The organism is Dactylosporangium sp. CA-139066, from assembly GCF_050936175.1.
Lineage (GTDB): Bacteria > Actinomycetota > Actinomycetes > Mycobacteriales > Micromonosporaceae > Dactylosporangium.
The window spans coordinates 1,091,895-1,118,569 of sequence record NZ_JBNJNH010000002.1; the positions used below are offsets into that span (position 1 = coordinate 1,091,895).

General features: G+C 71.5%; 29 protein-coding genes and 4 tRNA genes. 12 read left to right on the plus strand and 21 right to left on the minus strand.

Annotated features, from left to right (window positions below):
• Positions 1-40: 40 nt before the first annotated feature.
• The 3 genes from ACQEVU_RS49785 to ACQEVU_RS49795 are packed head-to-tail and all read right to left on the minus strand — an operon-like array spanning position 41 to position 4,166.
• Positions 41-847: a TrmH family RNA methyltransferase gene (locus ACQEVU_RS49785; RefSeq protein ID WP_433339717.1), complete on the minus strand. Its 807-nt coding sequence runs from the start codon at positions 845-847 to the stop codon at positions 41-43.
• Entirely contained in the window at positions 847-3,348 is a 2,502-nt protein-coding gene (gene valS / locus ACQEVU_RS49790; RefSeq protein ID WP_433337328.1) for a valine--tRNA ligase, read from the minus strand. Before valS ends, ACQEVU_RS49785 begins: the two co-directional genes overlap by 1 nt.
• 5 nt (positions 3,349-3,353) lie before the next feature.
• Entirely contained in the window at positions 3,354-4,166 is an 813-nt protein-coding gene (locus ACQEVU_RS49795; RefSeq protein WP_433337330.1) for an SDR family oxidoreductase, read from the minus strand.
• An 18-nt stretch (positions 4,167-4,184) separates the two neighbouring features.
• Here ACQEVU_RS49795 and ACQEVU_RS49800 point away from each other — a divergent pair, with 18 nt between their 5' ends.
• The 4 genes from ACQEVU_RS49800 to ACQEVU_RS49815 are packed head-to-tail and all read left to right on the plus strand — an operon-like array spanning position 4,185 to position 6,960.
• On the plus strand, positions 4,185-4,493 hold the full coding sequence (locus ACQEVU_RS49800; protein ID WP_433337332.1) for a hypothetical protein: 309 nt from the start codon (positions 4,185-4,187) through the stop codon (positions 4,491-4,493).
• Entirely contained in the window at positions 4,490-4,804 is a 315-nt protein-coding gene (locus ACQEVU_RS49805; RefSeq protein WP_433337334.1) for a CopG family transcriptional regulator, read from the plus strand. Before ACQEVU_RS49800 ends, ACQEVU_RS49805 begins: the two co-directional genes overlap by 4 nt.
• Before the next feature lie 4 nt (positions 4,805-4,808).
• Complete coding sequence (locus tag ACQEVU_RS49810) at positions 4,809-5,093, plus strand: hypothetical protein (RefSeq protein WP_433337336.1); 285 nt, start codon at positions 4,809-4,811, stop codon at positions 5,091-5,093.
• A 49-nt stretch (positions 5,094-5,142) separates the two neighbouring features.
• Positions 5,143-6,960, plus strand: a complete 1,818-nt coding sequence (locus ACQEVU_RS49815; protein WP_433337338.1) for a hypothetical protein — start codon at positions 5,143-5,145, stop codon at positions 6,958-6,960.
• A 19-nt stretch (positions 6,961-6,979) separates the two neighbouring features.
• On the opposite strand, the gene ACQEVU_RS49820 is transcribed toward ACQEVU_RS49815, so the two are convergent.
• From ACQEVU_RS49820 to ACQEVU_RS49830, 3 genes are read right to left on the minus strand one after another with little or no spacing between them, the layout of a single operon-like run.
• Positions 6,980-7,867 (minus strand): DMT family transporter, encoded by an 888-nt coding sequence (locus ACQEVU_RS49820; protein WP_433337340.1) that lies wholly within the window; start codon positions 7,865-7,867, stop codon positions 6,980-6,982.
• Between the two features lie 24 nt (positions 7,868-7,891).
• On the minus strand, positions 7,892-9,091 hold the full coding sequence (locus ACQEVU_RS49825) for an MGDG synthase family glycosyltransferase (RefSeq protein WP_433337342.1): 1,200 nt from the start codon (positions 9,089-9,091) through the stop codon (positions 7,892-7,894).
• A gap of 59 nt (positions 9,092-9,150) precedes the next feature.
• Positions 9,151-9,867, minus strand: a complete 717-nt coding sequence (locus ACQEVU_RS49830) for a polysaccharide deacetylase family protein (protein ID WP_433337344.1) — start codon at positions 9,865-9,867, stop codon at positions 9,151-9,153.
• Between the two features lie 168 nt (positions 9,868-10,035).
• On the opposite strand from ACQEVU_RS49830, the gene ACQEVU_RS49835 reads away from it, so the two are divergent.
• The 5 genes from ACQEVU_RS49835 to ACQEVU_RS49855 are packed head-to-tail and all read left to right on the plus strand — an operon-like array spanning position 10,036 to position 13,513.
• Positions 10,036-10,812 carry a PspA/IM30 family protein gene (locus tag ACQEVU_RS49835; RefSeq protein WP_433337346.1) on the plus strand — a complete coding sequence of 259 codons (777 nt, stop codon included), beginning with the start codon at positions 10,036-10,038 and terminating at the stop codon, positions 10,810-10,812.
• On the plus strand, positions 10,809-11,087 hold the full coding sequence (pspAA, locus tag ACQEVU_RS49840) for a PspA-associated protein PspAA (RefSeq protein WP_433337348.1): 279 nt from the start codon (positions 10,809-10,811) through the stop codon (positions 11,085-11,087). Before ACQEVU_RS49835 ends, pspAA begins: the two co-directional genes overlap by 4 nt.
• A gap of 10 nt (positions 11,088-11,097) precedes the next feature.
• On the plus strand, positions 11,098-12,012 hold the full coding sequence (gene htpX, locus ACQEVU_RS49845) for a zinc metalloprotease HtpX (protein ID WP_433337350.1): 915 nt from the start codon (positions 11,098-11,100) through the stop codon (positions 12,010-12,012).
• Positions 12,009-12,584 carry a PspA-associated protein PspAB gene (gene pspAB, locus ACQEVU_RS49850; protein WP_433337352.1) on the plus strand — a complete coding sequence of 192 codons (576 nt, stop codon included), beginning with the start codon at positions 12,009-12,011 and terminating at the stop codon, positions 12,582-12,584. Before htpX ends, pspAB begins: the two co-directional genes overlap by 4 nt.
• 29 nt (positions 12,585-12,613) lie before the next feature.
• Entirely contained in the window at positions 12,614-13,513 is a 900-nt protein-coding gene (locus ACQEVU_RS49855; protein WP_433337354.1) for a DMT family transporter, read from the plus strand.
• Positions 13,514-13,567: 54 nt separating this feature from the next.
• On the opposite strand, the gene ACQEVU_RS49860 is transcribed toward ACQEVU_RS49855, so the two are convergent.
• The 13 genes from ACQEVU_RS49860 to crtI form a co-directional block, all read right to left on the minus strand.
• Entirely contained in the window at positions 13,568-13,918 is a 351-nt protein-coding gene (locus tag ACQEVU_RS49860; protein ID WP_433337356.1) for a hypothetical protein, read from the minus strand.
• Positions 13,919-14,035: 117 nt separating this feature from the next.
• Complete coding sequence (locus ACQEVU_RS49865; RefSeq protein WP_433337358.1) at positions 14,036-14,593, minus strand: Uma2 family endonuclease; 558 nt, start codon at positions 14,591-14,593, stop codon at positions 14,036-14,038.
• A 637-nt stretch (positions 14,594-15,230) separates the two neighbouring features.
• Positions 15,231-15,311, minus strand: a tRNA-Phe gene (locus tag ACQEVU_RS49870).
• A 77-nt stretch (positions 15,312-15,388) separates the two neighbouring features.
• Complete coding sequence (locus ACQEVU_RS49875) at positions 15,389-15,706, minus strand: helix-turn-helix domain-containing protein (protein ID WP_433337360.1); 318 nt, start codon at positions 15,704-15,706, stop codon at positions 15,389-15,391.
• Complete coding sequence (locus ACQEVU_RS49880; RefSeq protein ID WP_433337362.1) at positions 15,703-16,068, minus strand: type II toxin-antitoxin system RelE/ParE family toxin; 366 nt, start codon at positions 16,066-16,068, stop codon at positions 15,703-15,705. Before ACQEVU_RS49880 ends, ACQEVU_RS49875 begins: the two co-directional genes overlap by 4 nt.
• Before the next feature lie 19 nt (positions 16,069-16,087).
• Positions 16,088-16,468, minus strand: a complete 381-nt coding sequence (locus ACQEVU_RS49885; RefSeq protein WP_433337364.1) for a DUF6193 family natural product biosynthesis protein — start codon at positions 16,466-16,468, stop codon at positions 16,088-16,090.
• Between the two features lie 166 nt (positions 16,469-16,634).
• Positions 16,635-16,708, minus strand: a tRNA-Phe gene (locus ACQEVU_RS49890).
• A 26-nt stretch (positions 16,709-16,734) separates the two neighbouring features.
• A tRNA-Asp gene (locus tag ACQEVU_RS49895) sits at positions 16,735-16,808 on the minus strand.
• Between the two features lie 17 nt (positions 16,809-16,825).
• Positions 16,826-16,898, minus strand: a tRNA-Glu gene (locus ACQEVU_RS49900).
• A 121-nt stretch (positions 16,899-17,019) separates the two neighbouring features.
• Positions 17,020-17,952, minus strand: a complete 933-nt coding sequence (locus ACQEVU_RS49905; RefSeq protein ID WP_433337366.1) for a polysaccharide deacetylase family protein — start codon at positions 17,950-17,952, stop codon at positions 17,020-17,022.
• 135 nt (positions 17,953-18,087) lie between these two features.
• Positions 18,088-18,957, minus strand: coding sequence for a MerR family transcriptional regulator (locus ACQEVU_RS49910; protein ID WP_433337368.1), 870 nt, complete (start codon positions 18,955-18,957; stop codon positions 18,088-18,090).
• Positions 18,954-19,484, minus strand: coding sequence for an isopentenyl-diphosphate Delta-isomerase (gene idi, locus ACQEVU_RS49915; RefSeq protein WP_433337370.1), 531 nt, complete (start codon positions 19,482-19,484; stop codon positions 18,954-18,956). The genes ACQEVU_RS49910 and idi overlap by 4 nt, the downstream gene beginning before the upstream one ends.
• 2 nt (positions 19,485-19,486) lie before the next feature.
• Positions 19,487-20,977 carry a phytoene desaturase family protein gene (gene crtI, locus ACQEVU_RS49920; protein ID WP_433337372.1) on the minus strand — a complete coding sequence of 497 codons (1,491 nt, stop codon included), beginning with the start codon at positions 20,975-20,977 and terminating at the stop codon, positions 19,487-19,489.
• 71 nt (positions 20,978-21,048) lie between these two features.
• Between crtI and ACQEVU_RS49925 the strand changes: the two genes are divergently transcribed.
• Together ACQEVU_RS49925 and ACQEVU_RS49930 are read left to right on the plus strand one after the other, a co-directional pair.
• Positions 21,049-22,002, plus strand: a complete 954-nt coding sequence (locus ACQEVU_RS49925) for a phytoene/squalene synthase family protein (protein WP_433337374.1) — start codon at positions 21,049-21,051, stop codon at positions 22,000-22,002.
• Positions 21,999-23,285, plus strand: a complete 1,287-nt coding sequence (locus ACQEVU_RS49930) for a cryptochrome/photolyase family protein (RefSeq protein WP_433337376.1) — start codon at positions 21,999-22,001, stop codon at positions 23,283-23,285. Before ACQEVU_RS49925 ends, ACQEVU_RS49930 begins: the two co-directional genes overlap by 4 nt.
• A gap of 49 nt (positions 23,286-23,334) precedes the next feature.
• Here ACQEVU_RS49930 and ACQEVU_RS49935 read toward each other — a convergent pair whose 3' ends face one another.
• Positions 23,335-23,760 carry a hypothetical protein gene (locus ACQEVU_RS49935; protein ID WP_433337378.1) on the minus strand — a complete coding sequence of 142 codons (426 nt, stop codon included), beginning with the start codon at positions 23,758-23,760 and terminating at the stop codon, positions 23,335-23,337.
• Between the two features lie 1,187 nt (positions 23,761-24,947).
• On the opposite strand from ACQEVU_RS49935, the gene ACQEVU_RS49940 reads away from it, so the two are divergent.
• A complete protein-coding gene (locus ACQEVU_RS49940) occupies positions 24,948-26,270 on the plus strand; it encodes a hypothetical protein (protein WP_433337380.1) in 1,323 nt (440 codons plus the stop codon).
• A 65-nt stretch (positions 26,271-26,335) separates the two neighbouring features.
• Here ACQEVU_RS49940 and ACQEVU_RS49945 read toward each other — a convergent pair whose 3' ends face one another.
• Entirely contained in the window at positions 26,336-26,578 is a 243-nt protein-coding gene (locus ACQEVU_RS49945; protein WP_433337382.1) for a hypothetical protein, read from the minus strand.
• Positions 26,579-26,675 lie beyond the last annotated feature (97 nt).

Consider the following 26,675-nt stretch of genomic DNA (forward strand, 5'->3'; position numbering starts at 1 on the left):
CCGCGCCCGAGCGAAGCGAGCGCCAGGCCAGGCTTTCCGGCTACCAGTTCGATTTCCGCGCGCGGGCCTCGTAGAGGAGGACGGACGCGGAGACCGAGACGTTGAGCGAGTCGCCGGACCCGAGCATGGGTACGGCGACTCGCTGGTATCCGCGGCCGTACCAGTCCTTGCCGATGCCGTACCGCTCGCTGCCCACCACCAGCGCGGTGCGCCCGCCGTAGTCGGCCTGCCGGTAGTTGACCGCCTCGTCGGTGTCGGCCAGCAGCACGGTGAAGCGCCGGTCCTCGAGCCACGCGGCGGCTTCGGACACCGTTTCGAACTCCAGCGTCGGTACCGTGAGAATCGTGCCCTGGCTGGCCCGGATCACCTTCGGGTGCGTGAGCCGGGTCTTGCGGTTGGTCAGCACGAGGCAGTCGGCCCCGCAGGCGTCCAGCGAGCGGATCAGCGTGCCGAGGTTGCCCGGGATCTCCACGCCGTCGGCGACGAGCACCAGCGCGGTGCGCCCGAAGCGCAGGTCCCGGGCGTCCCACCGCGGCAGCGCGGCCAGCGACAGCAGCCCGTCGGGCTTGTCCCGCTCGGAGATTTTCTCCAGCGTGCGCAGGGAGATGCGGAACGAGCGCTCGGCCCGCTCCGCGATCTCCTCGGCCCGCTTGTGCGCCTCGTCGGCGTAGATCGCCTCCGGGCACCAGAAGAACGTGTCGATCGGCGCGCCCGACTCCAGGAGCATGTTGTGCGCCCACAGCCCCTCGGCGACGAAGAGCTTGTAGCGGTTGGGCGCGGTGTTGTTCTGGATGTGCTGCACCTGCCGCACCGCGGGGTGCGAAACCCCGATGGCCTGGAGTTCCATCACAAGGTGACGGTAGCCGACAGCTCCTGCGCCTCGACGATGGACCAGTCGCGCACGTTGCCGGCGGCGGTGAGGTCGGCCCGCACCCGCTCGAGCGTCGCGACCGGGCCGGCCAGCTCCACCCGGGCCACCTCGGCGCGCATCGACTGCTGCGCGGCCGACTTGGCCCGCCGGATCGCGCCGAGCACCTCGGCCGCCACGTGCAGCGGCGCCACGTCGCCGGCCGGCAGCGGCTCGGGCAGCGCCTGCGGCCACGGCGCGCGGTGCACCGAGCCGTCCTGCCACCACGACCAGACCTCCTCGGCCACGTACGGCAGGAACGGCGCGAACAGCCGCTGCAGCGTCGAGAGGGCCACGGCCAGCGCGGCCCGGGCCGACTCCACCCCGGCGGCCTCGGCCTCGCCGTAGGCGCGGGCCTTCACCAGCTCCACGTAGTCGTCGCAGAAGGTCCAGAAGAACTGCTCGGTGACCTCGAGGGCCCGCGCGTAGTCGAACTCCTCGAAGGACGCGGTCGCCTCGGTCACCACCCGCGACAGCGCGGCCAGCAGCGCCAGGTCCACCGGCTCGGAGACCTTCGCCGGGTCAGGCGCGCCGCCGAAGCCGAGCACGAACCGGCTCGCGTTGAGCAGCTTCACCGCCAGCCGGCGGCCCACCTTCATCTGGTTGGTGTCCAGCGCGGTGTCCACGCCGCGGCGGGCGCTGCCGGCCCAGTACCGGATCGCGTCGGCGCCGAACCGCTCGAGCAGCACCTCGGGGCTGTCGTCGTCGCGCGCGTTGCCCTTGGACTTCGAGATCTTCTTGCGGTCCGGGTCGAGGATCCAGCCGGCGATCGCGGCGTTGCGCCACGGCAGCACGCCGTGCTCGAACTGCGAGCGCAGGACCGTGGAGAAGAGCCAGGTGCGGATGATCTCGTGCGCCTGCGGGCGCATGTCCATCGGGAACACCAGGTTGAACAGCTCCGGGTCGTCGAGCCAGCGCCCGGCGATCTGCGGCGTGAGCGAGGACGTCGCCCAGGTGTCCATCACGTCCGGGTCGCCGACGAAGCCGCCCGGCCGGCCGCGATCGGCCTCCTCGAACCCCGGCGGCGTGTCGCTGCTCGGGTCCATGGGCAGCGCCTTGGGAATGATCGGATCGTCGTAGATCGGGTTGGCGTCGGCGTCGAGGCGGTACCACAGCGGAATCGGCACCCCGAAGAACCGCTGCCGGCTGATCACCCAGTCGCCGGTGAGGCCCTCGACCCAGTGCTCGTAGCGGGCCCGCATGTGCGCCGGCGTCCACTGCAGCTCGCGCCCGCGCGCCAGCATCGTCTCGCGCAGTTCGGGCGAGCGGGCGCCGTTCCTGATGTACCACTGCCGGGTCGCCACGATCTCGACCGGCCGATCGCCCTTCTCGTAGAACTTCACGGAGTGCGTGATCGGGCGGGGCTCCCCGTCGAGCTCGCCGGAGGCGCGCAGCATCGCCACGACCTTCTCCCGCGCCTGGCTGATCGTCAGCCCGGCCACCGGCGCGTAGGCGTCCTCGTCCACGCCGTCGGGCGCCTGCAGGCCGAGGCGGCCGTTGCGCTGCATCACGGTGCGGGTCGGCAGGTCCAGCTCCCGCCACCAGATCACGTCGGTGAGGTCGCCGAACGTGCACACCATCACCAGCCCGCTGCCCTTCTCCGGGTCGGCGAGGTGGTGGGCGAGCAGCGGCACCTCCACGTGGAACAGCGGCGTGCGCACCGTCGTGCCGAAATAGGGCTTGTACCGCTCGTCGGACGGGTGCGCCACCAGCGCCACGCAGGCCGGCAGCAGCTCGGGGCGGGTCGTCTCGATGAAGTGCTCGCCGAAGCGCACGCGGTGGAACGCGCCGGGCCGCTCGCGGTCCTCGAGCTCGGCCTGGGCCACCGCGGTGCCGAACGTCACGTCCCAGAGGGTCGGGCCGTCCACCGCGTAGGCCTCGCCGCGCTCGAGGCTGTTGAGGAACCCGCGCTGCGCGGTGGCTCTCGCGCGGTCGCCGATGGTGGTGTACAGGTACGACCAGTCCACGCTGAGGCCCACGTGCTTCCAGAGGCGCTCGTAGGACCGCTCGTCGAGGTCGGTCTGGCGCTGGCAGAGCTCCACGAAGTTGCGGCGGCCGATGAGCACACGGTCCTTGCCGGGGCGCTCCGGAGGCTGGAACTCGGGGTCGTACGGCAACGTGGGGTCACACTGCACGCCGAACGTCAGCTGCACCCGGCGCTCGGTCGGCAGGCCGTTGTCGTCCCACCCCATCGGATAGAACACGGCCTTGCCGCGCATGCGCTGGTACCGCGCCACGATGTCGGTCTGCGTGTAGGAAAAGACGTGCCCGACGTGCAGGGCGCCGCTCACCGTCGGCGGCGGCGTGTCGATCGAGAAGATCTGCTCCTTGGCGGCGGTGCGATCGAAGCGGTACGTGCCCTCTACCTCCCATACGCCCGCCCACTTCTCCTCGAGGCCGTCGAGAGTGGGGCGCTGCGGTATGCGATCGGTTTCCGGCATGCGCTTCATGCTATGACCGCCCGGCCGTCGTCACCTCTCAATTCCCGCAGGGACCGCGGCCTATGTCCGGTCAGCATCTGCACGTCGTCGGTGACCTCCGCCAGGTCGCCGGCCGCGATGGCTTCGTACGACGTGACCCAGCCCGCCACCTCGAACTGCGGGGCGCCGTAATGCGCCCTGGAGGCGTAGGCCTCCTCGACGGTCTCCGGCTCGTACCGCAGCCCAAGGATCTCGGCCGCTTCGTACAGCGTGAATGCCTCCGGGCCGCTGAGCCTGAAGGTCTTTCCGGGCAGGTCCGTATGCAGTGCGGCGACGACGGAGTCGGCGACGTCGTCGTAGCCGACCGCGGCCAGCCGGCCGTCGCCGGCCGGGCCGCGGATCACGCCGTCGGCGCCGGCCAGGCGGGGCAGCATTTCCTGGTACATGTTGTCGCGCAGGAATGTGTAGCTCAGGCCGGTGGCGCGGATGTGCTGCTCGGTGTGCCAGTGGTCGCGGCCGAACGTGAACGTGCAGTCGGGGGCGGCGGCCTCGAACGAGAGGTACACGATCCGGCTCACCCCGGCCTCGACCGCCGCGTCCACGGCCGTGCGGTGCGCCGCGAGGCGGCTCTGGTCCTCACGCCCCGAGACGAGGAAGAGCGTGTCGATGCCCTCGCACGCGGCGATCATGCCCGCTTTGTCGGCGTACTCGGCGGTTCTCACGGATTTGTCGGTCTCGGGGGCCTTGGCGGGATCCCGCACGAGCAACGCGTGCGGCAGCGTCAGCCGCTCGGCCACGCGCCGCCCGACCTGCCCGGTCGCGCCGGTAATCAGGATCATGTCGTCAGTATGCTCCCGGTGGACGTGCGTATGACGCGCGTCGTACATTGGGGTATGCCCTACCGCTGGTGGCCGGCGACCCTGGCGGCACTCAACGGCATCGAGCCGATCGAGGCCCTCGAGGCGCTGAACGCGGACCGGCGGCTGCCGAGGGCGGGAGTCTCCCTGAGACTTCCGGTCCTCAGCGTCTGGGCACGCACGCGGTCGGGCCGCCCGCTGATCGTCGTGCTCCGGCACGAGGGCGGCTTGGAATGGCTCATCGTCGGCGCGCTGGACATGACCCCCGTCCAGCTGGCCGAGTTCGAGGCATGGGAGGCGAAGTCATGAGCGACGGGTTCGCAACGGACGAACAGCTGGACGCCCTGGCCCTGGCCGTGGCCGCCGGCAACATCACCTACACGGACGCTTCCGCCGAGCTGCCGCCGAAGCCCGACGGCGAGACGATGGCGGTGTATTCGGTACGCCTCCCGACGAGCACGGCCGAGCAGCTGGCCGGCATCGCGCGGCGCCGGGGCGTGAAGCCCTCGACGCTGATGCGCCAGATGATCGAGCAGTGCCTGGCCACCGAGGCCGACGACCACCCCATCTCGCTGGCCGAGGCCCTGCGCGCCCTGACCACGCTGCGCAAGGTCGCCTGACCCGGTGATCGACCTGGCCATCATCGCCGCGACCGGGCTCGTCTTCGGCCTCCTCGCGTGGCGCGGCCCCCTCACCGCGTGGATGGACCGGCCCCGGCCGTCGTCCCAGCGGCGGCTCACCGCCTGGCTGTGGCTGGCCGCCGGCGCCGCGCTGGTTGTCCTCTGGCGCCACATCGCGGCCCGCTACGGCCTCGGCGACTACTCCGTCACGACCGTCCTGCTCCTGGCGACATTGATCGGATTCCACCGGCTCCGGCCGTTCTCTTCACCCCCGGCCGACCAGGGGTGACGCACGCCGGGTGACGGGCGGGCGCCGCATGTCACCCGGTTGGCCTACGATGTCGCGCGTGACGGCGACCCAGCTCGAACCCGACGAGACCGACGCGCCCCCCGCGGCGTCGCCGCCCTTGCGGCTTCATGAGCGGATTTCGCCGAGAATGCGGCGAATTCTGCCGGACCTGGCGGCCGTGGCGGCATTCAGCTTCGTCGCGTTCGTGATGCTGGGCCACTTCTGGTTGGACGTGCAGCGGCGTGTCTCCGGTCACCTGCCCGACGACCACATCTGGTTCGAGTGGCTGCTCAGCCACGGGGCGTACTCGGTGCGCCACCTGAGCAACCCGCTGTTCTCCGCGCGCCAGAACGTGCCCGTCGGCGTCAACATGATGGCCAACACCTCGGTGCTGGGCATCACGATCCCGCTGGCCCCGCTGACCATGCTGCTGGGCCCGCAGATCACCTACCTGCTCTGGCTCGGCGGCGCCTCGGTCGGCACCTGCTACAGCACCTACTGGGTGCTCTCGCGCCACGTCGTCAAGTCCCGCCCGGCCGCCGCCGTCGCCGGCGCGTTCGTCGGCTTCGCGCCCGGCATCGTGCACCACGCCAACGGCCAGGCCAACTTCGTGACCAACTTCGTCCTGCCGTTCATCGTGCTGCGCGTGATGAAGCTCGGTGAGCAGGGCCGCTGGCTGCGCAACGGCATCATCCTGGGCCTGCTGGTGACGTACCAGGTCTTCCTCAACGAGGAGCAGCTGCTGGTCGTCGCGCTCGGCTGCACGGTCGCGGTGATCGTCTGGGCCGCGATGCGCCCGCGGGAGGCCGCCAAGATCGCCAAGCCGTTCCTGCTCGGCGCCGCGGTGACCGCGGCCGTGGCGGCGGCGCTGCTGGCGTACCCGCTGTGGTACCAGTTCAACGGCCCCCAGACGTTCCACGGGCTGCCGTTCGTCGGCTGGGGCGAGGACGTCCGCGCATTCTTCACGTACTCCCGCGACACCCTGGCCGGCGACGAGAGCGTCGAGTCGACGATCGGCATCACGGAGCAGAACACGTGGTACGGCGTGGCGCTGTTCTGCCTGGTCCCCGTCCTCGTCATCGTGCTGTGGCGCTCGATCATCGCCCGGACCGCGGCCATCACCGGCTTCATCATCGCCCTCTGCTCGCTGGGCTGGGACGTCCGGTGGGACGGCCACTACACGAGCTACAAGGGCATCTGGTCGCTCGTCCCCGAGAGCACCCCGCTGGTCGGCCTGCTGCTGCCGACCCGGATGGCGTACGTGTGCACCCTCGCGATCGCCGTCCTGCTCGCGATGGCCTGGGACAAGGTCGCCCGCCCGGACGGCGTCGCCCGCCCGCTCAAGGACTGGTTCCGCTTCGACGCCCGCGTCGCGATCGCGATCGCGCTGATCCCGCTCTTCCCGACCCCGCTGCCGGTGGTCGCCGCCGACCCCATCCCGCACTTCATCACCAGCGACAAGTGGCGCGGTTACGTGGCCGACGGCCAGACCCTCGTCCCGGTCCCGGTCCCGAGCAACGTCCGCGTCGGCGGCCTGCAGTGGAGCGCCGTGGCCCGGCACGAGTTCCCGATCCCGCACGGCTACTTCCTGGGCCCCAACGACAAGGGCGAGGGCGTCCTGGGCCCGCCGGCCCGCCCGACGACGGCCCTGCTGGACACGGTCGCCGCGACGGGCAAGCCCCACGAGGTCACCGACGCCGACCGCGCGAAGCTGCTGGAGGACATCAAGTTCTGGAACGCGTCGGTCTTCGTCCTGGGCAAGACCGCCCACGAGGACCTGCTGCTCCAGACGATGGAGGCCCTTCTGGGCCCCGGCCAGCGCGTCGACGACGTCTGGATCTGGGACGTCCGCGACCGCCTCAAGTAGCGGCTCCGGCGCCGCGGGGTCAGCGGGTCGGGGCGTCCGCGCCGAGCGGATGGTTTTGGCGGATGTCCGACCGGGTGGTGCTGGCCAGCCAGATCGCGGCGAGCATGACGAGTCCGGCGACGATCATGATCGCGAGGCGCGGGCCGTTGGTGTCGATCTGCTCGTGGAACGCGGTGACACCGACCGCGACGCCGACGGCGGGGTCGACGATGGTGATCGCCGTCAGGGGCACGGCGATGCGGGAGCTCTGGAACGCGTTCTGGTTGAGGCTCACCGCGGCCAGCCCGACGATGACCAGGGCGTAGGTCTGGCCGCGGGTGAAGATGCCGATCGGATCCGTGGACAGCTGCGCGGTCAGCGCCTTGAGCAGGGAGGCCGCGATGCCGTACAGCAGGCCGCTGGCGACGCCCAGCAGCACGGCCCGGCCTCCGTTGCCGGCGGGCCATGAGCAGGCCAGGCACACCCCGAGCAGGGGGCCGGCCCACAATGCGACGCTCAGCCAGCCGGCCACCGAGGGCTCGGTCACGCCGGGCTGGGGCTGGGCGGCCAGCAGGAACGCGGCCAGGCCGGCCGCGCCCAGCGCCACCACGACGTAGTCGCGCGCGTGGACGCGGCGGCGGTTGAAGACGGCGGTCAGCGGTATGGCCAGGAACAGACCCGTCACCAGCAGCGGCTCGACCAGGATGAGGGGGCCGAAGCTCAGCGCCAGGGCCTGCAGCCCGGTGCCGATGCCCTCGGGCACCCAGGCCAGCAGCCATCTGGGCCGGCGCGCGAGGCGCAGCAGCAGCCGCGGATCGTACGGCGACTCGGTGCGCTTCTCCCGCTTGGCCTCGCTCTGCTCGAGCGCGGCGCCGACGGCGAACGCGGCCGCCGAACCCAGCGCCGCGACCACCGCAACGTAAATCATGACGACGGCCCGTCGACGCCCGGGTCACCCGGGGCCGGCATCGCCACCGGCGAACGACGGACGCTCACCCACCGCCCGTGCGGCCATGCCGCCGGTGGCGAGGGACCCGACGCCGGCAGTCGTGAGGGCGGCGATGCCGTCGGTGGGATCGGTGGCAAACAGCGCGAGCCCGGCCTCGCGAGCCCGGCGGCCCCGCTCGCCGTCGGCGAGCTCACACAGTGCCCGCCCCAGCTCGTCGCGGCCGCGGACCAGCGTGCTCACCCCGGCCTCGGCCATGGCGACCGCGCTCGCCCGGCCGTGCCCGGGCAGCGGGCGGTACGTGAGCACGGGCAGCCCGCTCGCCATGGCCTCCAGGGCGGTGAGGCCGCCGCCGTTCTCGACGAGCACGTCGGCCGCGTGCAGCAGCTCCGGCATGTCGTCCACCCAGCCGAGGACGTGACCGGTCCCGGCCCGCAGCAGCCGGCGGCGCAGGTCCTCGTTGCGGCCGCAGACCGTGACCGGGATCGCGGCACCCGTGGCCGCGATGTCGGCGGCCGTCGCGGCGATCTCGCCGACTCCCCACGCGCCGGCGACCACCAGCGCGATCCGGGCGTCCGGCGGAAGGCCGAACCGCTGCCGGGCGCGCTGCTTCGCCGCCGCGGAGGGCGGCCCGCAGCCGGCGGATACCAGCCGGCCGGCCCGGACGTCGGCGGCCGAGCCGGCGAGCGCCTGGGCGCGGTTGGTCTCGTGCGCCACGTAGTGCACGTCCACCCCGGGCGAGAGCCAGATCGGGTGCGGGGCGAAGTCGGTCAGGTAGGTGACCACCGGCACGGCGAGCTGACCGTCGCGGCGCAGCGGGCCCAGGAGCTGGCTGGCGATCGGGTACGTCGACACGACCGCATCGACGTCGGCGGGCAGCGCGCGGCGCATCCGCGGACGCACCGGACGCAGCAGGGCCCGCGTGATCGGGGCGGCGCCGCGGAACCGGCAGGCGATCGCGAACAGGCCGGCGTAGATCCACGGCATCCGCAGCAGCAGGCCGTGGTACGTGCCGCGCAGCAGCCGCCCGAGCCCCAGCGGGAAAACGTCGGTGACGTCCACGCAGTCGACCCGCAGGCCTCGCTCGCGAAGCCGGGCGGCCAGGTCGCGGGTGGTGCCGTCATGCCCGGCGCCGACGCTCGCCGAGATCACCACGACGCGGCGGCTCAGGTCTGCGCGGACCGGACCAGGCTCGGTGGTGGACACGCTGGACGATCTACCGCACAGCCCGTGGTTCTAACGTTTCGGCCGTCGCCGGCCGGCCGTCACGGACGATGGTCGCTCATCCGGGCGAACCGCAGCCCCTGCCGCTCGCCGTCGCCGGCGATCGCCGCCAGCGCGCCGAGGGCCGAGCGCCAGGAGCCGGGGGCCGCCGCGCAGTCGCTGTCGTGCAGCAGCAGGGTGGCGCCGCCCCGGATGCCGCCGGAGCGCAGGCCGGACAGCACCGAGCCGGTGGTGGCGCCGGCCTCCCAGTCGCGGCCCCAGGCGCTCCAGAGCACCGGGCGCAGGCCGAGCCGGGCGGCCGCGAGGAGGCTGCCCGCGGACAGGATCCCGTACGGCGGGCGGAACCACACGGGCCGGACCCCGCAGATGCCGAAGATCAGGTCGGCCGTGCGGGCGAGGTCGTGGTGGACGCGGCCCGGGGTCATCCGGAGGTGGTCGCGGTGGGTCCAGCCGTGTACGCCGATCTCGTGCCCGTCGTCGTGGATGCGGCGCAGCAGGTCGGGCGCCTTCGCCGCCATGCCACCGAGCACGAAGAAGGTGGCGGGGATGCCGAGCCGCGCCAGCGAGTCGAGGAAGGCCGGCGTGGACCGGCGATCCGGGCCGTCGTCCAGCGTGAGCGCGACGGTGCCGGGCCGGCCGGCGCCGCGCAGTGCCCGCAGGTTTCGGTGGACCAGCGGCAGCGCCGCCACGGCGGGGCCGGCATGCAGTACCGCGGCGGCGGCCGCGAACGCGCCCGTCGCCAGCAGCTGTCTCCTCATGCCCTGACCTCCTGCCGTACGAACCCGCCGGATGAACCTTCGAGGCATTGCGGCCGGGGTCCGCGTGTCCGGCCCCCGCCGCTACCCGCGGTCACGGCGCCGAAACCGAAGCAAGATTGAGGGTGGCGCCCCACCGGCGTCCCGTCGCCGCGAGGAAGGACGGCTGCCGTGAGTATTTCCCGCCGCCTGGCCGATCTGTTCCGGATCAAGGCCAACAAGGCCCTCGACCGGGCCGAGGACCCCCGCGAGGTGCTCGACTACTCGTACGAACGCCAGCTGGAGATGCTGACGAAGGTCCGCCGCGGCGTGGCCGACGTCGCCACCAGCCGCAAACGCCTCGACCTGCAGCTCAACCAGCTGCAACAGGCGGCCGACAAGCTGCAGGACCAGGCCGCGCAGGCGGTCGACGTGGGCCGCGACGACCTCGCCCGCGAGGCGCTCTCGCGCCGGGCCGCCGTCGCCACTCAGATGGACGAGATCACGTCGCAGCGCGACGGGCTGACCGCCGAAGAGGCGAAGCTCACCACGGCGGCCACCAGGCTGCAGGCCCGGGTGGAGGCCTTCCGGACGCGCAAGGAGACCATCAAGGCCACCTACACGGCGGCCGAGGCGCAGACCCGCGTCGGCGAGGCCGTCTCCGGCATCTCCGAGGAGATGGGCGACGTCGGGATGGCCGTCCAGCGCGCGGAGGACCGCACGGCGCAGATGCAGGCCCGCGCCGGCGCGATCGACGAGCTGCTCAACTCCGGTGCGCTGCAGGACGCCACCGCGACGACCGCCGGCCGCGACGACCTGCAGGCCGCCCTCGACGCCGCGCGCGGCCAGTCGGGGGTCGAGCGCGAGCTCGCCGCGCTCAAGGCCGGACGGTCCGCACCGGCGGTCGGGAGGGGCCAGGAGCCTCGCGCGGTGGGCGGGAGGCCATCGGACGAGGAGGCCCGGCAATGATCATCAGGATTCTCGGCGAAGGCCAGTACGACGTGCCCGACTCCGCGCTGAACGACCTCAACGCGCTCGACGCCGAGGTGCAGACGGCCGTCGACGCCGGCGACCAGGCGGCTTTCCGCGATCGGCTGGGCGGCCTGCTCGACGCCGTCCGCGAGCGGGGCACCGGCGTGCCCGACGACGTGCTGACGGCCTCCAATCTGGTCCTGCCCGGGCCCGACAGCGATCTGGCGGATGTGGCCGCGCTGCTGGGCGACGAGGGCCTCATTCCGGGCTGAGGTGCCGGCAATGCGAACCCGGTTCCGTCCCGACCGCCGGCTGACCGCGCGCATGACGCTGACGGTCTTCCTGCTCGGGCTGGTGTACGTGGCGTTCATCGCCATCCTGGTCGCCGTGCTGCGCTCGTGGGTGGCGATCGTGCTCATCGCGGGCGGCGTGCTGGCCGTGCAGTACTGGTTCTCCGACCGCATCGCCCTGGCCGGCATGCACGCGCGAATCGTCGAGCCGCAGCAGCAACCGCGCCTGCACGGGGTCGTCGACCGGCTGTGCGCCGCCGCCGACATGCCCAAGCCGCGGGTCGCGGTCGCCGACACCGACCTGCCCAACGCGTTCGCCACCGGACGCAACACCGAGCGGGCGGTGGTGTGCGTGACCACCGGCCTGATGCGCCGGCTCGACACCGGCGAGCTGGAGGCGGTGCTCGCCCACGAGCTGTCCCACATCGCACACCGCGACGTGACGGTCATGACGATCGCCTCGTTCCTCGGCGTCGTGGCCGGCCTGGTCACCCGCTTCATGTTCTACTCGCAGATGTTCGGCGGCCGCCGGCGCGACGGCGACCAGACCTACCTGCTGGTGGTGCTGGTCATGGCCGTGTCCGCGGTGGTGTACGCGCTGAGCTTCCTGCTGATCCGGGCCCTGTCGCGCTATCGGGAGCTGGCCGCGGACCGCGCCGGTGCGACGCTGACCGGCCGCCCGTCCGTGCTCGCCTCCGCGCTGACCAAGCTGACCGGCGACATGGCCCGCATCCCGACCCGCGACCTGCGCACCGCGCAGCCGTTCAACGCGCTCTTCTTCACCCCCGCCGTCGGGGCGCGGCCGAGCCTGGCGACCCTGCTCTCCACGCATCCGAGCCTGCAGCAGCGGCTGGACCAGCTGGCCGTGATCTCGACCGAACTCGCGGAGGCGACACCGGAGCCATGAAATTCCTCGACGCGTTGCTGGGCCGCACGAAACCGGTCCAGCCGGACCTCGATGCCCTGTTCGCGGTGCCGGCCGCGGCCACCACCCTGCAGGCGGCCCTCGGCCTCACCCCGACCGGCGTGGGCGCGGTCTGCTTCAAGGCGGCCGAGGGCCAGGCCGCCACGCAGGCGCAGTCCGACGCCCTCTCACTGCTCACCGCCGACTGTGCCGCACAGGTGGCCGTCAGCCAGGACGAGTACGGCTACACCTGGATCGCCACCCGGCACGACCCCGACGACCTCGCCGGTCTCGTCACCGACCTGCACGCGGTGAACAGCACCCTCGCCGACGCGGGCTACGGACCGAGCCTGCTGTGTACGGTCATCGGCTTCACCGGCGCCGACGGCGAGCGCCGCCGGCTCGGCCTGGTCTACCTGTTCAAGCGCGGCACGTTCTACCCGTTCTCACCCACCGGGGCGCACACCCGCGACAACGCGCTGGAGCTGCAGGTCCGCGCTCAGCTCGGCGGCGAGCTCCCCGTCGAGGGGGACCTCGGCCGCTGGTTTCCGATCTGGGCGACGCCCGCGCTGTAGGGCGGCCCGCCGCCGGGTACCCGGTCGTCATGGTGTACGCGTTGGCCCTGTTGGCAGCGGCATTCGTGGGGGTCGGCAACGCCGTCCAGCAGCGCGCGGCGGCTCGTGCCCCGGCCGGCGCGGTCCTGCACTGGCGGCTGCTGGGGTACCTGCTCCACCAGCGGCTGTGGCTGACCGGCATCGGCATCTCGGTAATCGGCAACGTGCTCAGCGGTGCCGCGCTCGGCTCGGGCGTTGTCGCCGAGGTAGAGCCGCTGAGCGTGACCGCGGTGCTGTTCGCGCTGCCCGTCGCGGCCATGTGGAGCCGCTACCGGGTCGGCCTGCGAGAGTGGTCCGGCGCCTTCGCGGTGGTCGCCGGCGTGGTGGTGTTCCTGATCGTCGGCCAGCCGGGTCCGGGCCAGCTGGACGCGCCGTTCTGGCAATGGGCGCTCGCCGCCGCGTCCATCGGCGCCATCACGGCCACGCTGGTCTCGCTCGCCCGCCGGATGGTTCCACGGCACGAAGCGGCCGTGCTGGGCCTCGGCGCGGGCATGCTCTTCGGCCTGCAAGCCGCGCTGACCAGCGCGGCCGCGCACCGCCTCTTCGACCGCGGGCTGAAGCCTCTGATGCTGTCCTGGACGCCGTACGCCATCCTGGCCATCGCGATCATCGGCATCCTGCTCGCGCAGAGCGCGTACAAGCTGGCCCCGCTCCCGGTCTCCTACCCACCGGTCGCGGCGGCGGAGCCCCTCGCCGGCGTGGCCATCGGCGTCGGCGTGCTGGACGGCTCGCTGCGGATCACGCCGCTCGCGTTCGCCGTCGAGCTCGCGGCGCTGGCGGTGATGACCGGGGGTGTGTACGCCCTCGCCGCCTCCAAGCTCGTCGTGGCGCACCACCACCCCCATCACCTCCCGCACCCGCACGTCCCGCACCGGCACCACCGCGAGTAACCGGCCTGGTCGCCGCCGGCGGGGGGTGTCAGGCCTGCGCCAGCACGGTAATGGTCAGCATGGCGGAGTACAGGCCGTTGGTCGCCGCCGCGTGGCCAGGACGCCGCCGCCCTGCAGGCCCGGCGTGGCGCCCGGCCGCACCGGGGCGCCCGCGACCCCGTCGTGGGCCGCGTTCTGAGCGACGGCCGTCGGGGACCAGCCCAGGTGGCTGCCGCTGGACGCGTGAGTGCCGTCGGTGAAGTCGCCGACCTGGCCGGAGACGCTCCAGCCGGGCAACGTCTGATCGCGGCCGTCGCTGACCAACCGCTCGTCGAGCGTGTTGGAGCAGCCTAAGGTGTACTTCCTGCACCCCGGCGAGTTCGTCGCGTTCTCGGTGCTGTGGAACGAGCTGTACGACCGCGCCAACTGCGAGAAGCCCTCGTTCGCCGACCCCTACGCTTTTCAGGGAGACCTATCCGCAGGTCAACGCGCTTGTGTTGAACGGCTGCGCGCTCCAGGTGCAACATCGGTAGCCCGACCTGCTCAGCGGCGCATCAGGTCGCGGGTGTCAATCCGGATGGCGAACGGCATGTCGGCCGACAGGATCTCACCGTGCTTGGCGACCGCGTGCTCGACGTAGTGCTCGCCGTCCAGCCGCAGCAGCCGGAGCGTGACCTGGACTTCCTCGTCCCGCTCGGCCAGCAGGTACCAACCGATCCGCGCGGCAGCGTACAACTGCATCTTCACCAGTCGGTCGGCGGCGGCGTTCTTGGGTGATACCACCTCTCCGACCAGTGTCACGTCGGACGCCTCGAACGTGGTCGGTTCGTCGGTGCTGGTTACCGCCAGGTCCGGGATCACGATCCGGTCCTTCTGGAGCCGCAGGTTCACCGCCTCGAACGTCCAAAGCTCCGTTGCCGACGCCCCGGGCTCCAACGCGTTGGCCAGACGACGAGACAGCAGTTGATGGCGCGGAGTGGGCGCCGGACTCATCAACAGACTCCCGTCGATCAACTCGAAGCGATTCGCCGTCTCACCGAGCGCGAAATAGTCATCCTCGGACCATGGCCCGATGTGTTGATCAAGTGCGTCGACACTCACGCTGAATTCAACTCCCGGTGGCTGTCCGTTAGTGTTCCACGGGTAGGCCGACTTCAGTGTTGGACCAGCATCTAGCAGGGGGCTCGCCCCGCCCTGGCCGCGAGCCGGGTGGGAGCCTACCCTACTTCCGCTATTCCATCTTCCTTAGCAAGTTAGGTACTTTAGCAAGTTTAGGTTAGGAAGCTCAGATCCGTACTTCAAGCACTCACGGTCTCTCGCCTATTCGGTCAGTGCTTGACGATGATGGTCTTAGGTAGTGCTGCGGCATCGCCGTGAGCCGCAAGCTCCGACAGGGCCGAGGCGATCTCTACGCCCCGCCCGTCCACCTCGTGAAGGTAGCGGTCCGACGCGACCGGGGAGGCGTGGGCTACATGCCGTTGCTCCCGCGGACACCGGTCGCTTCGCTCCCCCGCCGGGTCCGTGTGTAGTTCCAATCGTGCCTCCGGCGGGGCCTCCGGCCGGGGGCCTCAGGGTTCCCGTGGGCCGCACCCCGCACCCCGCCGTCCAGGCGATAGGACGGCTTGAAGAGGCGCAGCGTGCCGCCTGGGCAGCAGCGGTCAATGACCGGACCCGGAAAGCAGAAGACCCTGACCGCGTTTCCGCTGGTCAGGGTCTCCGAAGCCCGGCGAAGGACTTGTGGGCAGGGGCGGGGTCGAACCGCCGACCTTCCGCTTTTCAGGTGTCGGCGGCTCTGCGTGGAAGACTCGAACGCCGAGCCAACGCGTGTCGCGCCATCTCCAGCAACCCGGACATGTTCGCCGCCGTTGCTACACGCGTTGCTACACGACTCTGCGATCAGGCAATGGCGGTGATGTCTCCGTCGTCGAAGTAGATGGCCTGGTGGAGGCGACCACCCAGAGCAACGGCGTAGCGCGCGAGGACCTCTTGACCCGAGATCTTGCCTTGCTCGATCTGGGAGACCCGGCCTTTGGTGACTCCCATGCGGTCGGCGACCTGCTGCTGAGTAAGGCCGCGACCGCGGCGCGCTTCGGCGAGGCGGTGGCCGGTGACCTCGGCCAGCAACTCCTGCTTGCCGGCCGCGACAGCTTCCTCGCCGCCCGCCTGTTCCACGAGTTCGGCTCGGATGTCGCTCCAGCGCACGTAGCTGCTCATCGCTGGTCCCCCTCTTCCTGTGCCCGTTCTTTCAAGTAGATCTCGTAACGCTGCTCCGCCAGCGGTATCGCCTCTCGATACCAGGATTCCCACTGCCCTGCCTTGTCGCCGGCGACAAGCAGGATGCTGGATCGCCAGGGGTCGAAGACGAAGAGGATCCGCATGGTGCCCGGTCGTAGCTCTTTGAGGTTGGCCAGCGACGAGTGGGTGATGGTGTCGACGAGAGGCCGACCGAGGCTCGGTCCGCTTTCGGCGAGGGCGTCGATCGCCTGGACAACCCGCGCTTTGGCTGCCGGTTCCAGAGAGAAGATCCAGGTGCGGACCTCGTTGACGACGTAGATACCCCACTCCGGTGTGGCCACAGAGGCAGTATAGCGAAAACTATACCGGACAGCGTCCTGGCGACCGTGGCGGTTGCGACCTCAGCTGCTTTGAATCGTCAGGTGGTGGGAGATGGGCAACCAGCAAGGCGGCCGCCTGCTCGGGGCTTGTCGTCTCCCCGAGCAGCACGGCATAGCCCGACGTATAGACCTGATAGGTCTTGAGTCCACAGACGAGGAACGGCAATTGGTCGCTGTCCGGACCCCAAGGAGGGCCGTCGGAGAGGAACTTCAGCGTGCCATGTGTCGGAAACGGGTAGAGCGCACGCAGCCGCGGCTGGGCAGATGCTGCCCGAACGATCAACTCATCGCCTTGCCTGGTGCCTGGCGTCCGTTCGAGCAGATACCGCCACGCGGTCTCGATGTCAGGCGCCTCAGTCACCAGCCGATCCTGCTGCGTGTGGACGTCGGCTGCAAGCGCCTGCCGACCGTCCGCCGTCACGATAGCGGCCGTTGCTACACAATGATCTTCGTAGCGAAGCCGGAAAGCAGAAGACCCTGACCGCGTTTCCGCTGGTCAGGGTCTCCGAAGCCCGGCGAAGGACTTGTGGGCAGGGGCGGGGTCGAACCGCCGACCTTCCGCTTTTCAGGCGGACGCTCGTACCGACTGAGCTACCTGCCCAGAGCAACCCACCGAGGTGGGCTAAGCGGTCCTGACGGGACTTGAACCCGCGACCTCCGCCTTGACAGGGCGGCGAGCACTCCAACTGCTCCACAGGACCTAGCTATTCACTTTCCGTGCCCCCAACGGGATTCGAACCCGTGCTACCGCCTTGAAAGGGCGGCGTCCTGGGCCGCTAGACGATGAGGGCGGCCCCGCAATCATCGCATACCCTGCGACCCTTGCGGTGTTGCTCCCATCCGGCCCCGCCGGAGGCTTTCAGAGCATACGTGACCCCTCCAGCGTTCTCCAAATGAGTATCCGTCAGTGGGTCACACAGGCATCGCGATCAGGGTGAACTTGGCCTTGAGCTCGGGGAGCAGGGTCTTGTACGCGGCCATGGTGCAGCTGCGGTCGCCGCCGCCGTCGTGGGAGAGGACGATCGAGCCGGGCTTCGTGTTGTTCCTCACGTTCGACACGATGTGGTTGGTCATCTGCTGGCCGGACCACTTCTTGGTGTTCCAGTCGGACGGGTCGACGTTCCAGCCGATGGACGTCATCCCCAGCTGGGACGCGATCTGAACGGCCAGCGGGGTGAAGTTGCCGCCGGGGTGGCGGAAGTACTTGATCGGCGCGTCCGGGACGGCCTTGTGGATCTCGTCGTTGGTGCGCTGGAGGTCGTTTCGGATGGTGTCGGCCGACTTCTTGCCGAGGCTCTCGTCGTGCTTCCAGGTGTGGTTGCACAGCGTGTGGCCGTCCTGCACGATCTGCTGCACGTACTGCGGGTACTCCTGCACGTTCACGCCGATGAGGCAGAACGTGGCCTTGATGCCCTGGGCGCGCAGCATCGCGAGGAGCTTCGGCGTGTCGGGGCCGGGGCCGTCGTCGAAGGTCAGGGCGACCGCGTCCGAGCCCGTGGTGCGCCAGACGCCGTCCGCGGGGGCCGCGGGCGAGCTGGCCGACGCCGAGGCCGACGGGGAGGCCGATGCGGAGGCCGACGGCGAGGCGGACGCCGACGCGGAGGCCGACGGCGAGGCGGACGCCGACGCGGAGACCGCGGGCTTGGCCTGGCCGGAGGCGGAGTCCGAGGTGCCGGCGATCGGGTGGCTGATCGGGTCGCCGCCGCCCTGGCCGGCCACCCCCGGGGCGGACCCGGAGCCGGACGCGTGCCACGAGGTCTGGTTGGGAGCGTCCGAGCCGCAGCCGGCGAGGGCCAGGACGGCGGCGCTGATCACTGCTCCTACCGCGAGTCGTGTGCGTGACATTGAAGGCTCCGAGGGGTTGTTGAGGTTCTTCCGACGAAGCTTCACGTTAGTGATTCCCAGCCGCACTCAACCTCCCGCGTTCAGCCCATGGCACGAACCCGGGAGTACCGCCGCAAGGCACTTTTACACAGATAACTAGGTGAGTGCGGATGTGAGGGTCGCCAGCGCCTCGGCGAGACTGTCCGGAAAGACGACGCCCGATGGTACGGACGGTCGATGCCAGCCCGGACCGCCCGCGGCGACCACGACCGGGCGGGCCCGCTCGGCGAGGACGCCGGCGAGCTGTTCGGGGGCGGCGGTCTCGCGCAGATGCGAGTAGACCAGTACCGCGGCGGGGCCCGTGCGGCGCACCGCGGCCAGCAGCGCGGCCGGGGGCACCCGCGCGCCGAGCGAGCGGGCCGGGACCCCTTCGGCGGCCAGCGCGGCGGCCAGGGCCTCCAGCGGCAGGCTGTGCTGCTCCTCGTCGGCGCAGGCGAGCAGGATGCGGACCGGCACGCCGGGGCCCGGGCGCGGCACGGCGCCGAGGACGGCGGCGACGCAGCCCGACACCAGGTGCTCGACCTCGACATAGCCGCCCGTCGCGGAGTACCGCTGACCGACGGCAACCAGGACGGGGCGCAACACGCGGTCCCAGGCCGCCACGACACCCAGCTCGCGCACGGCCTCGCCGACGCGCTGGCGCACGGCGGGCGCGTCGAGGCGCAGGGCGGCCCGGCCGATGCCGCGCACGGCGGCGCCGTCCTCGCCGATGGGCTGGTGGAGCTCCACCTCGGGGCGGCGGCCGCGCACCCAGCGGGCCGCCTCGGCCGGGGGCACGCCCTCGACGATGAGCCGCTGCATGACCTCGAGGCGCTCGACGTCCAGCTCGGTGTACCGCCGGTGCTGCCCCGGCTCGTGCAGCGATGGCCCCATCCCGTACCGCTGGTGCCACGTGCGCAGGGTTGTCACGGCGACGCCGAGGCGCCGGGCCACCGCCCCGGCCGAATACGCGGCGGCGGGGGTCATCGTGCGGCGGACCGCCAGGCGTCGAGCACCCCGCCGAGCCACGGGGCGTAGAAGTCGGGGAACCGCTCGATGCGGCGGGCGAGGTCGGCGGGGTCGACCCACTCGGTGTCGGCGACCTCGTCGGGGTCGGCGTGCACGGGGCCCGCGTACTCGCCGGTGAGCACGTGGTCGTACTCGAACTCGACCCGTCCGGAGTCCGGGTCGGCGGCCTGGTAGAGGTACACCCCCACCTCCTGAAGCGGCGTCGACACGCCGAGCTCCTCGCCCAGCCGGCGCGCGGCCGCGTCGACGACGGGCTCTCCGGGGCCGGGGTGCCCGCAGCAGGCATTGGCCCAGCGCAGGGCGAAGCGCGTCTTCACCGCGGCGCGCTGCTGCAGCAGCAGGCGGCCGTCGGGGTCGACGAGCAGGACGGAGAAGGCGCGGTGCAGCCGGCCGGGTGCGCGGTGCGCCTCCTCGACGGTGGCGGTGCCGGCCGCGCCGCCGGCGGTGTCGACGAGTTCGACCAGCTGCTGTTCTCGAGGCTGCACGCCTACTCCCCCGTGATACGGGACGCCGCGAGGCGACCGGAGATGAGCACCATCGGCACGCCGACGCCGGGCTGCGTGCCCGAGCCGACGAAGACCACATTGGACAGTGTCGGATGGAGGTTGCCCGGCCGGAAGGGGCCGGTCTGGCGCAGGGTGTGCGCGGCGGCGAACGGAGTGCCGGCGGCCAGGCCCTGATCGGCCCAGTCGGCCGGGGTGACGAACCGGGAGGTCTCGATGCCGGCGCCGAATCCGATGTACCCCCGCCGCTCCAGCGTCTCGATCAGCTCGCTGCGGTAGATGCCGGTCAGCGGACCCCGCCAGTCGAGCAGCCGGGCGGTCAGGTTGGGCGTCGGCGCGAGCACGTAGTAGGTCTGGCGGCCCTCGGGGGCGAGCGACGGGTCGGTCCGCGTCGGGTTGGTGACCAGCAGCGACGGGTCGCTCATGAGCCGGCCCTGGTCGATGACCTCGTCGAACGTCTCGCGCCACGAGCGTCCGAAGTGGATGTTGTGGTGGGCGATCGCGCCGTACGCCTGCGTCGATCCGGCGTGCAGCACCACGCAGGACGGGGAGTACCGCAGCGGGCCCAGCAGCGGGTTGCGCCATTTCGCGGGCGGGAGCAGGTCGCGGTACGCCACGGGAAGATCGGGGTTGAGCACCACCACGTCGGCCGCGAACCGGCGCCCGTCCACCGTCCGCACCCCGCTCGCCCGGCCGTTGGCGACCTCGACGCGCTCGACGTCGGCGCCGTAGACGATCTCGACGCCGTGCTTCTCGGCGACGCCGGCCAGCGCCCGGGAGACCGCATGGATGCCGCCGCGCGGGAAGTACACCCCGGCGACCGAGTCGAGGTAGGCGATGACGGCGTAGAGCGCGAGGGCCTGGTGCGGGGCGACGCCGGCGTACATCGCCTGGAAGGAGAAGATTCGGCGCGTGCGGGGATCCTTGAAGTACGAGTCCACCTTCGACTGCAGCCGCCCGAAGCCGCCGCGCCGGATCAGCCGCCACAGGTTGGCGGTGACGAGGTCGCGCGGGCGGTCGAGGTTGCGGTCGATGAAGTCGTCGCGCTCCAGCGCCCACAGCTCGCGGGCGTCGTCGACGAAGCGCAGGTATCCGTCCGCCTCCCGCGCGCCGCAGACTCGCGCGACCTCGCCGGCCATGCGGGCGGTGTCGGCGATGACGTCCAGCGTGGAGCCGTCGGGAAAATGGGCGCGGTACGCCGGGTCGAGCTTCGTCATCGGCAGCCATGCGGCCAGGTCCTCGCCGACGCTGCCGAGCAGGTCGCCCAGCAGCGAGGGCATGGTGAGCACGGTCGGGCCGGTGTCGAACTCGTATCCGTCCACGACCAGCCGCCCGGCCCGCCCGCCCGGCTGGTCGAGCCGCTCGAGCAGGGTGACGGATCGCCCGGCGGCGGCCAGCCGGATGGCCGCCGCGAGCCCGCCGAGGCCCGCGCCCACGACCACCACGCGCGTCGTGGGGCCGGTAACGGTTCGCATGCTCACGAGGGTAGCGTAGGCTGGAGTCTGCGTCGATTGCTGCGTCGATTTGCCGCAAACCGGGAGGTCAGATGGGTGCGTCCCTAGCCGCCGCGTACGAGCGGTGCCGCGCGCTGCACCGCCAGCACGGGCGCACCTACTACCTCGCGACGCGCCTCCTACCCTCGTGGAAGCGCCGTCATGTGCACGCGCTGTACGGATTCACCCGATACGCCGACGAGATCGTCGACCGCATGGGCGGCGCGACGCCGGCGGAGCGGGCCGCCGAGCTCGCCGCGTGGTCGGCCGAGTTCCTGCGCGGCCTGCGCGGCGGGCACACCGACGACCCGCTGCTGCCGGCGGTGCTGCACACGATCCGGGTGTTCGACATCGACCTCGAGGACTTCCGCAAGTTCCTCGACAGCATGGCGATGGACCTGACCGTGACGTCGTACGAGACGTATGACGACCTGCTGGGTTACATGGAGGGCTCCGCGGCGGTGATCGGCACGATGATGCTGCCGATCCTCGAGTCGTCCGACCGCGCCGCCGCCCGCGAGCCCGCCCGCCAGCTCGGCCTCGCCTTCCAGCTCACCAACTTCATCCGCGACGTGGCCGAGGACCTCGAGCGCGGGCGCGTCTACCTGCCGCAACGCGACCTCGAGGCGTTCGGGGTCACACGCGCGGACCTCGAGCGCGCGCTCGCGTCGGGGTCGAGCACCCCCAAGATCAAGAGCCTGATTCGGTACTTCGTGAGCCGCGCCCGGGCGCACTACGCGCTCGCGGCGCCGGGCATCGCGATGCTGGCGCCCGGTTCGCAGGGCTGCATCCGGGCGGCGTACCGGCTCTACGGCATGATCCTCGACGAGGTCGAGGCGCAGGGCTACGACGTGTTCGCCGGCCGCGCCACGGTGCCCAAGTGGCGGCGCCTGGCCGTGGCGCTCTCGTGCATCCTGGCCCGGCCGGCGCAGGCCCCGGCCGGGCACATCCCGGCGCAGCGGGACACCGGCGCGGCGCTGGCCGATCTCCGCGGTACGGCGGCATGAACGTCGCCGTCGTGCTGTTCACGCGCGACCTGCGCGTGCACGACAACCCAGCGCTGGCGGCGTCCGTGCGCGCGGCGGAGCACGTGGTACCGCTCTTCGTGCACGATCCCGCCCTGCCGGCCGGGGACAACCGCCGGCGCTTCCTCGACGCCTCCCTCGCGGATCTGGCCGCCGCGCTGCGCGAGCGCGGCGGCGACCTGGCCGTCCTGCGCGGCGACCCGGTGCGCGAGGCGGTGCGGGTCGCGAAGACCGTCGGCGCCTCCGGGATCGCGCTCGCCGCGGACGTGAGCGCCTACGCGCGGTCGCGGGAGGCGCGGCTGGCCGCGGCCTGCTCGGCCGAGCGGATCGCCTTTCGCACCTTCCCGGGCGTGACGGTCGTGCCGCCCGGCTCGGTGCGCCCGGCCGGCGGCTCGCACTACAAGGTCTTCACGCCGTTCCATCGCGCCTGGCAGGCCACGACGTTCCGCGACGTCCTCGCCGCGCCGCGTCGCGTGTCACTGCCCGGGAATGTGATGAAATCCTGGTTCGAAACGGACCGCGCCGCGACCCTCGAGGCCGGCGAGTCCGCCGCCCGCAAGCGGCTCTCGTCCTGGCTTTCGCACCTCGAGGTGTACGACGAGATGCACGACAATCTCGCGGCGGACCGCACATCCCGTCTGAGCCCGTACCTGCACTTCGGCTGCCTGTCGCCGCGCGAGCTGGCGGCCCGGGTGGACGGGAGGCCCGGCGCCGAGCCGTTCCTGCGCCAGTTGTGCTGGCGCGACTTCTACCACCAGGTGCTGTTCGCGTTCCCGCAGCTGCGCCGCCGCGCGTACCGCCCGGGCGCCCAGGACGACTGGCGCGACGAGCGGGACGCGCTGGACGCCTGGAAGAGCGGCCACACCGGCGTCCCGATCGTGGACGCCGGCATGCGGCAGCTGCTGGCCGAGGGCTGGATGCACAACCGGGCCCGGCTGATCACCGCGTCGTACCTGACCAAGCACCTCGGCCTGGACTGGCGCCTCGGCGGCGACCACTTCTTCGACCTCCTGCTCGACGGCGACGTGGCCAACAACTACGGCAACTGGCAGTGGGTCGCCGGGACGGGCAACGACACGAAGCCGTACCGCCGCTTCAACCCGCTGCGCCAGGCCGAGCGCTTCGACCCGACCGGCGACTACGTGCGCCGCTACGTGCCGGAGCTCTCGGACATCCCCGGCAAGGCCGTCCACGCCCCGTGGTCGTTGCCGAAGCCCCCTCCCACCAGCCGCTACCCTTCGCCTCTGGTTCTTGACGCTCGGTAGCGGCGCCGGGAAAGTGTCGTAGGTCGGTCGTAGGGTGCCGGCATGGAGATTAGGAGCCTGAGCGCTGCAACGGCACAAACCGCGACGGGTGCGCGGTGTTCGGCACCTGGGCCACGCCCACGGCCGGGTTGACGGCCGCGTCGAACCATCCACGCCGGCGCCCTTGCTCATCGCGCCCCTGCGGGTCGTCGCGGTGCGGCTGGGGGCTGGTCGCCTCGCGACCCTTGGCGTCCACCAGGCCCCACGCGACGGCGTATGTCGGCCGCAGCACGCCCGCGGCCCGGAGCGTGGCACCGGGAAGCCGGCGCGGCAGCCGCCCGTATGCGTCGAGCGTGCCGTCGGCGGCCCGCCGAAACGCGCACGGAAACGGATGCCCGCAGGCTGAGCAGAGTTCCCCCGTCAGCGAGGGAAGGTGAACCATGATGACGTGTTGCGCCGCCGCGATGCGGTCGGCGGCAAGCTGCGAGTAGTGCATGCTGGCTCATCGCCTCCTCGTGCGTGCCTGAATTGGCATACGGGGCGGGCGCCCGAACGCGGCCACGCAGAAGTCATTCCACGTCGAAGCGCCCGCCCGTTCACCCGACCGCGCGGACCCCTCTGTCGGCACACGGTCGGGGGGTTCGGGCGCTGCGACGCTCGGTACGACGAACATGCAAATCCTCAAACATGCACATGCACGATGCAATGCGATGTAGCCCTTACTCACCTAAACATCGCCCATACCACTCGATCGGGTGAACCAAAGAGCCACACCCTTCACCGACCTCATCCCGACCCTCACCTAGTCCGCCTCACCACTTTTCACGTCACCCTTTTGCGCGCCTCTCACCGGCAGGCCGACCCCACGCGGACATGACCGCGTCCGCGACCAGCCGCGGGGGCGCAGGCGGACGGGCGCGAACGAGGCGCGGACGGGCGGGCGCGGACGGGCGCGGACGGGCGGACCGGCGGACGAGCGTGGACGGGTGAGGTCGCTTCCCAGCGGCCGCTGTCACCGCGGCATCCATCCGCCGCGGCCTGCGTGCAGGGCGGACCTGGCACCCGTCTCGGTGCGATGACGCTCGGGCAGCAACGGCGGCTGGTCGGGCGACTCGACAAGGCCGTACTTGCTGACAGAGGATGTGCTTCCGCTCCCCGACGTCAGCAGGCAACGTGACGAACCCCGAACCGACCGCCGCACCGACCACCGCGGCGCCGACTCCGCCGGACGCGTCACCGACAGCTACGGACTTCACCGAACCGGTAGTCACGGACACGGTCGCGGTAGTGGCCCAGACGCCACGCATTCCGCAGCAGCGAGGGGCGCAGGAGCAGCCGCCCGGCGCCGATGTTCATGAGCCCGCGCCTGGACCACCGCCCACAGCGGCCGCGGAGCCCGGAGCCGATGCCGCACCGCCTCCGTCTGCATCCAGCGCACTATCGGCACCCACCACGCCGCCACCGCCAGCACCCACCGCGCCACGGACAACCGCCGTACCGCCGTCGTCACCCACCGCGCCGCCCACGCCCCCCGCGCAGGCGGCAGCCGCCGCACCATTCGCGGCCGCCGCGCCGCCGGCCGCCGTCGCGCTGCCGCCGGCGTGGGCAACGCCGCCGGCGGCGCCAGTGGCAGGCGCGCCGGGGTATGGCGGGGGTTATCGGGCGGCGCCCTATCCGTGGGGGGTGCAGCAGCTGCCACCGCAGCCGCGGCGGAACTACTTCTGGCTCGTGCTCAGCACGCTGCTCGTCGTCAGCATGGTGCTGGCGCTCGGTGGGGTGGCGGCCACCGCCTGGGTGTTGCGTGGCGACGACGAGGCGCCGGCCGGGGTTACCTGGGTCGACGTGCGGCCCGAGGTCGGGGGCAAAGCGATCGACGACGTGCTCGCGCGGCATGCCGATGCCGTGCGGCGCAAGAACGTCGACGAGTGGATGGCGGACGTCGATCAGGCCGATCCGGCGTTCGTGAAGCGGCAGCGGCAGGTGTTCGAGAATCTCACGAAGCTGCCGTTCGCCGAGTTCGCGTTCGAGCGGGCCAACGTGTCCGCGGGCCGGACCGGAGCATTTCTGCCGACGCCGCTGTTCGATCGGTATCACGCGGCCGTCCGGGTTGTTGCCGTCACCGTGCGGCATCGTATCGACGGAATTGACAGCAAGAGTGTCGCGACGCCCTGGCTGGCGGTGTTCGGGCTGGTGCACGGCAAGTGGGTCATCGGCGGGGACGGGGCCGGCAAGGACATGCCGACCGGGGCCGCGGGGCAGCCGTGGGACGCTGCGGGGGGCATCACCGTGGTTCGCAATGATCGCGTGGTGGTGGTGCTTTCCGCGGGGGACGCCAACGGGGGGCAGAAGCTGCTCCAGCTCGCCGAGACGGGGCTGCGGCAGGTGGCCGAGGTCCGGCCCGGCGGGTGGGACGGGAAAGTGCTGCTGACCGCCGTCAACGACAAACACATCTTCGACACGTACTTCGCCGAGTCCCAGGATCGGGTGGCGCAGGTCGCGGCGATTGCCGTTCCCTATTACGGATCGGTGGCCGAGTGGGCGGCGCGGCCGGAGTACGCGACCACGCGCGTCGTGTTCAACCCCAGCGAGCTCAGCGCGGCATCCTCCGAGCTCCAGCATGACCTCACGCACGAGTTCACGCACGCCGCGATGGGGCCCGTCACGGGGCCGCACACGCCGCGGTGGGTGGTCGAGGGGTTTGCCGAATACGTTGCCTACAAAGACGGCAGGTACAACGCGGCGGGGATTCGGGCGGCGCTCGGCGGCATGGTCGTCGGGGCGTTTCCGGACGACAAGCAGTTCTACGAGGAGCCGCGCAACTACATCGCCGGGTGGCTCGCCTGCCGGATGATCGCCGAGACCTACGGGCAGGCCAAGCTGGTCGCGTTCTACGAAGGGTTCCAGCGGATGTCGGAGGTCGAGTCCGTGTCGCGCGAGGTGCTCGGGGTGGGGCAGACGCAGCTTGAGCAGCAGTGGCGGGACTTCGTGGCGAAGGCCGGCCAATAGCACCCGCAAAGCGACCGAGGCAGCGGGACGGCTGATCCGCGCTGCCTCGGTACCGAATGCAAAGCTCAGGCGGGGGGCAGGCCGCCGTCGCCGTCGACGACCGCCTCGGGCGTGCCGTCCTGGTCGAGGTCGCTCATCGTGATGTCGACCTTGCCGTCGCCATTGGTGTCGAACTGGAACAGGTCCGCCTTGCCGTCCCCGTCGGTGTCGACCGCCCAGAGGTCGGGCTTGCCGTCGTTGTTCGTGTCCCCGACGAGAAGCTCCACGCGCTCATCGCCGCGGGTCTCGACGGTCTCGTTCTCGCTCATCAGGTGGTCCTCTCACCTCACTCGGGGGCAATCGGGTTCACCGTAGGCCCTGGGCCCGCGGTGCGCGAGCCCAGACCTACTTCAAGACAGTCGGCCC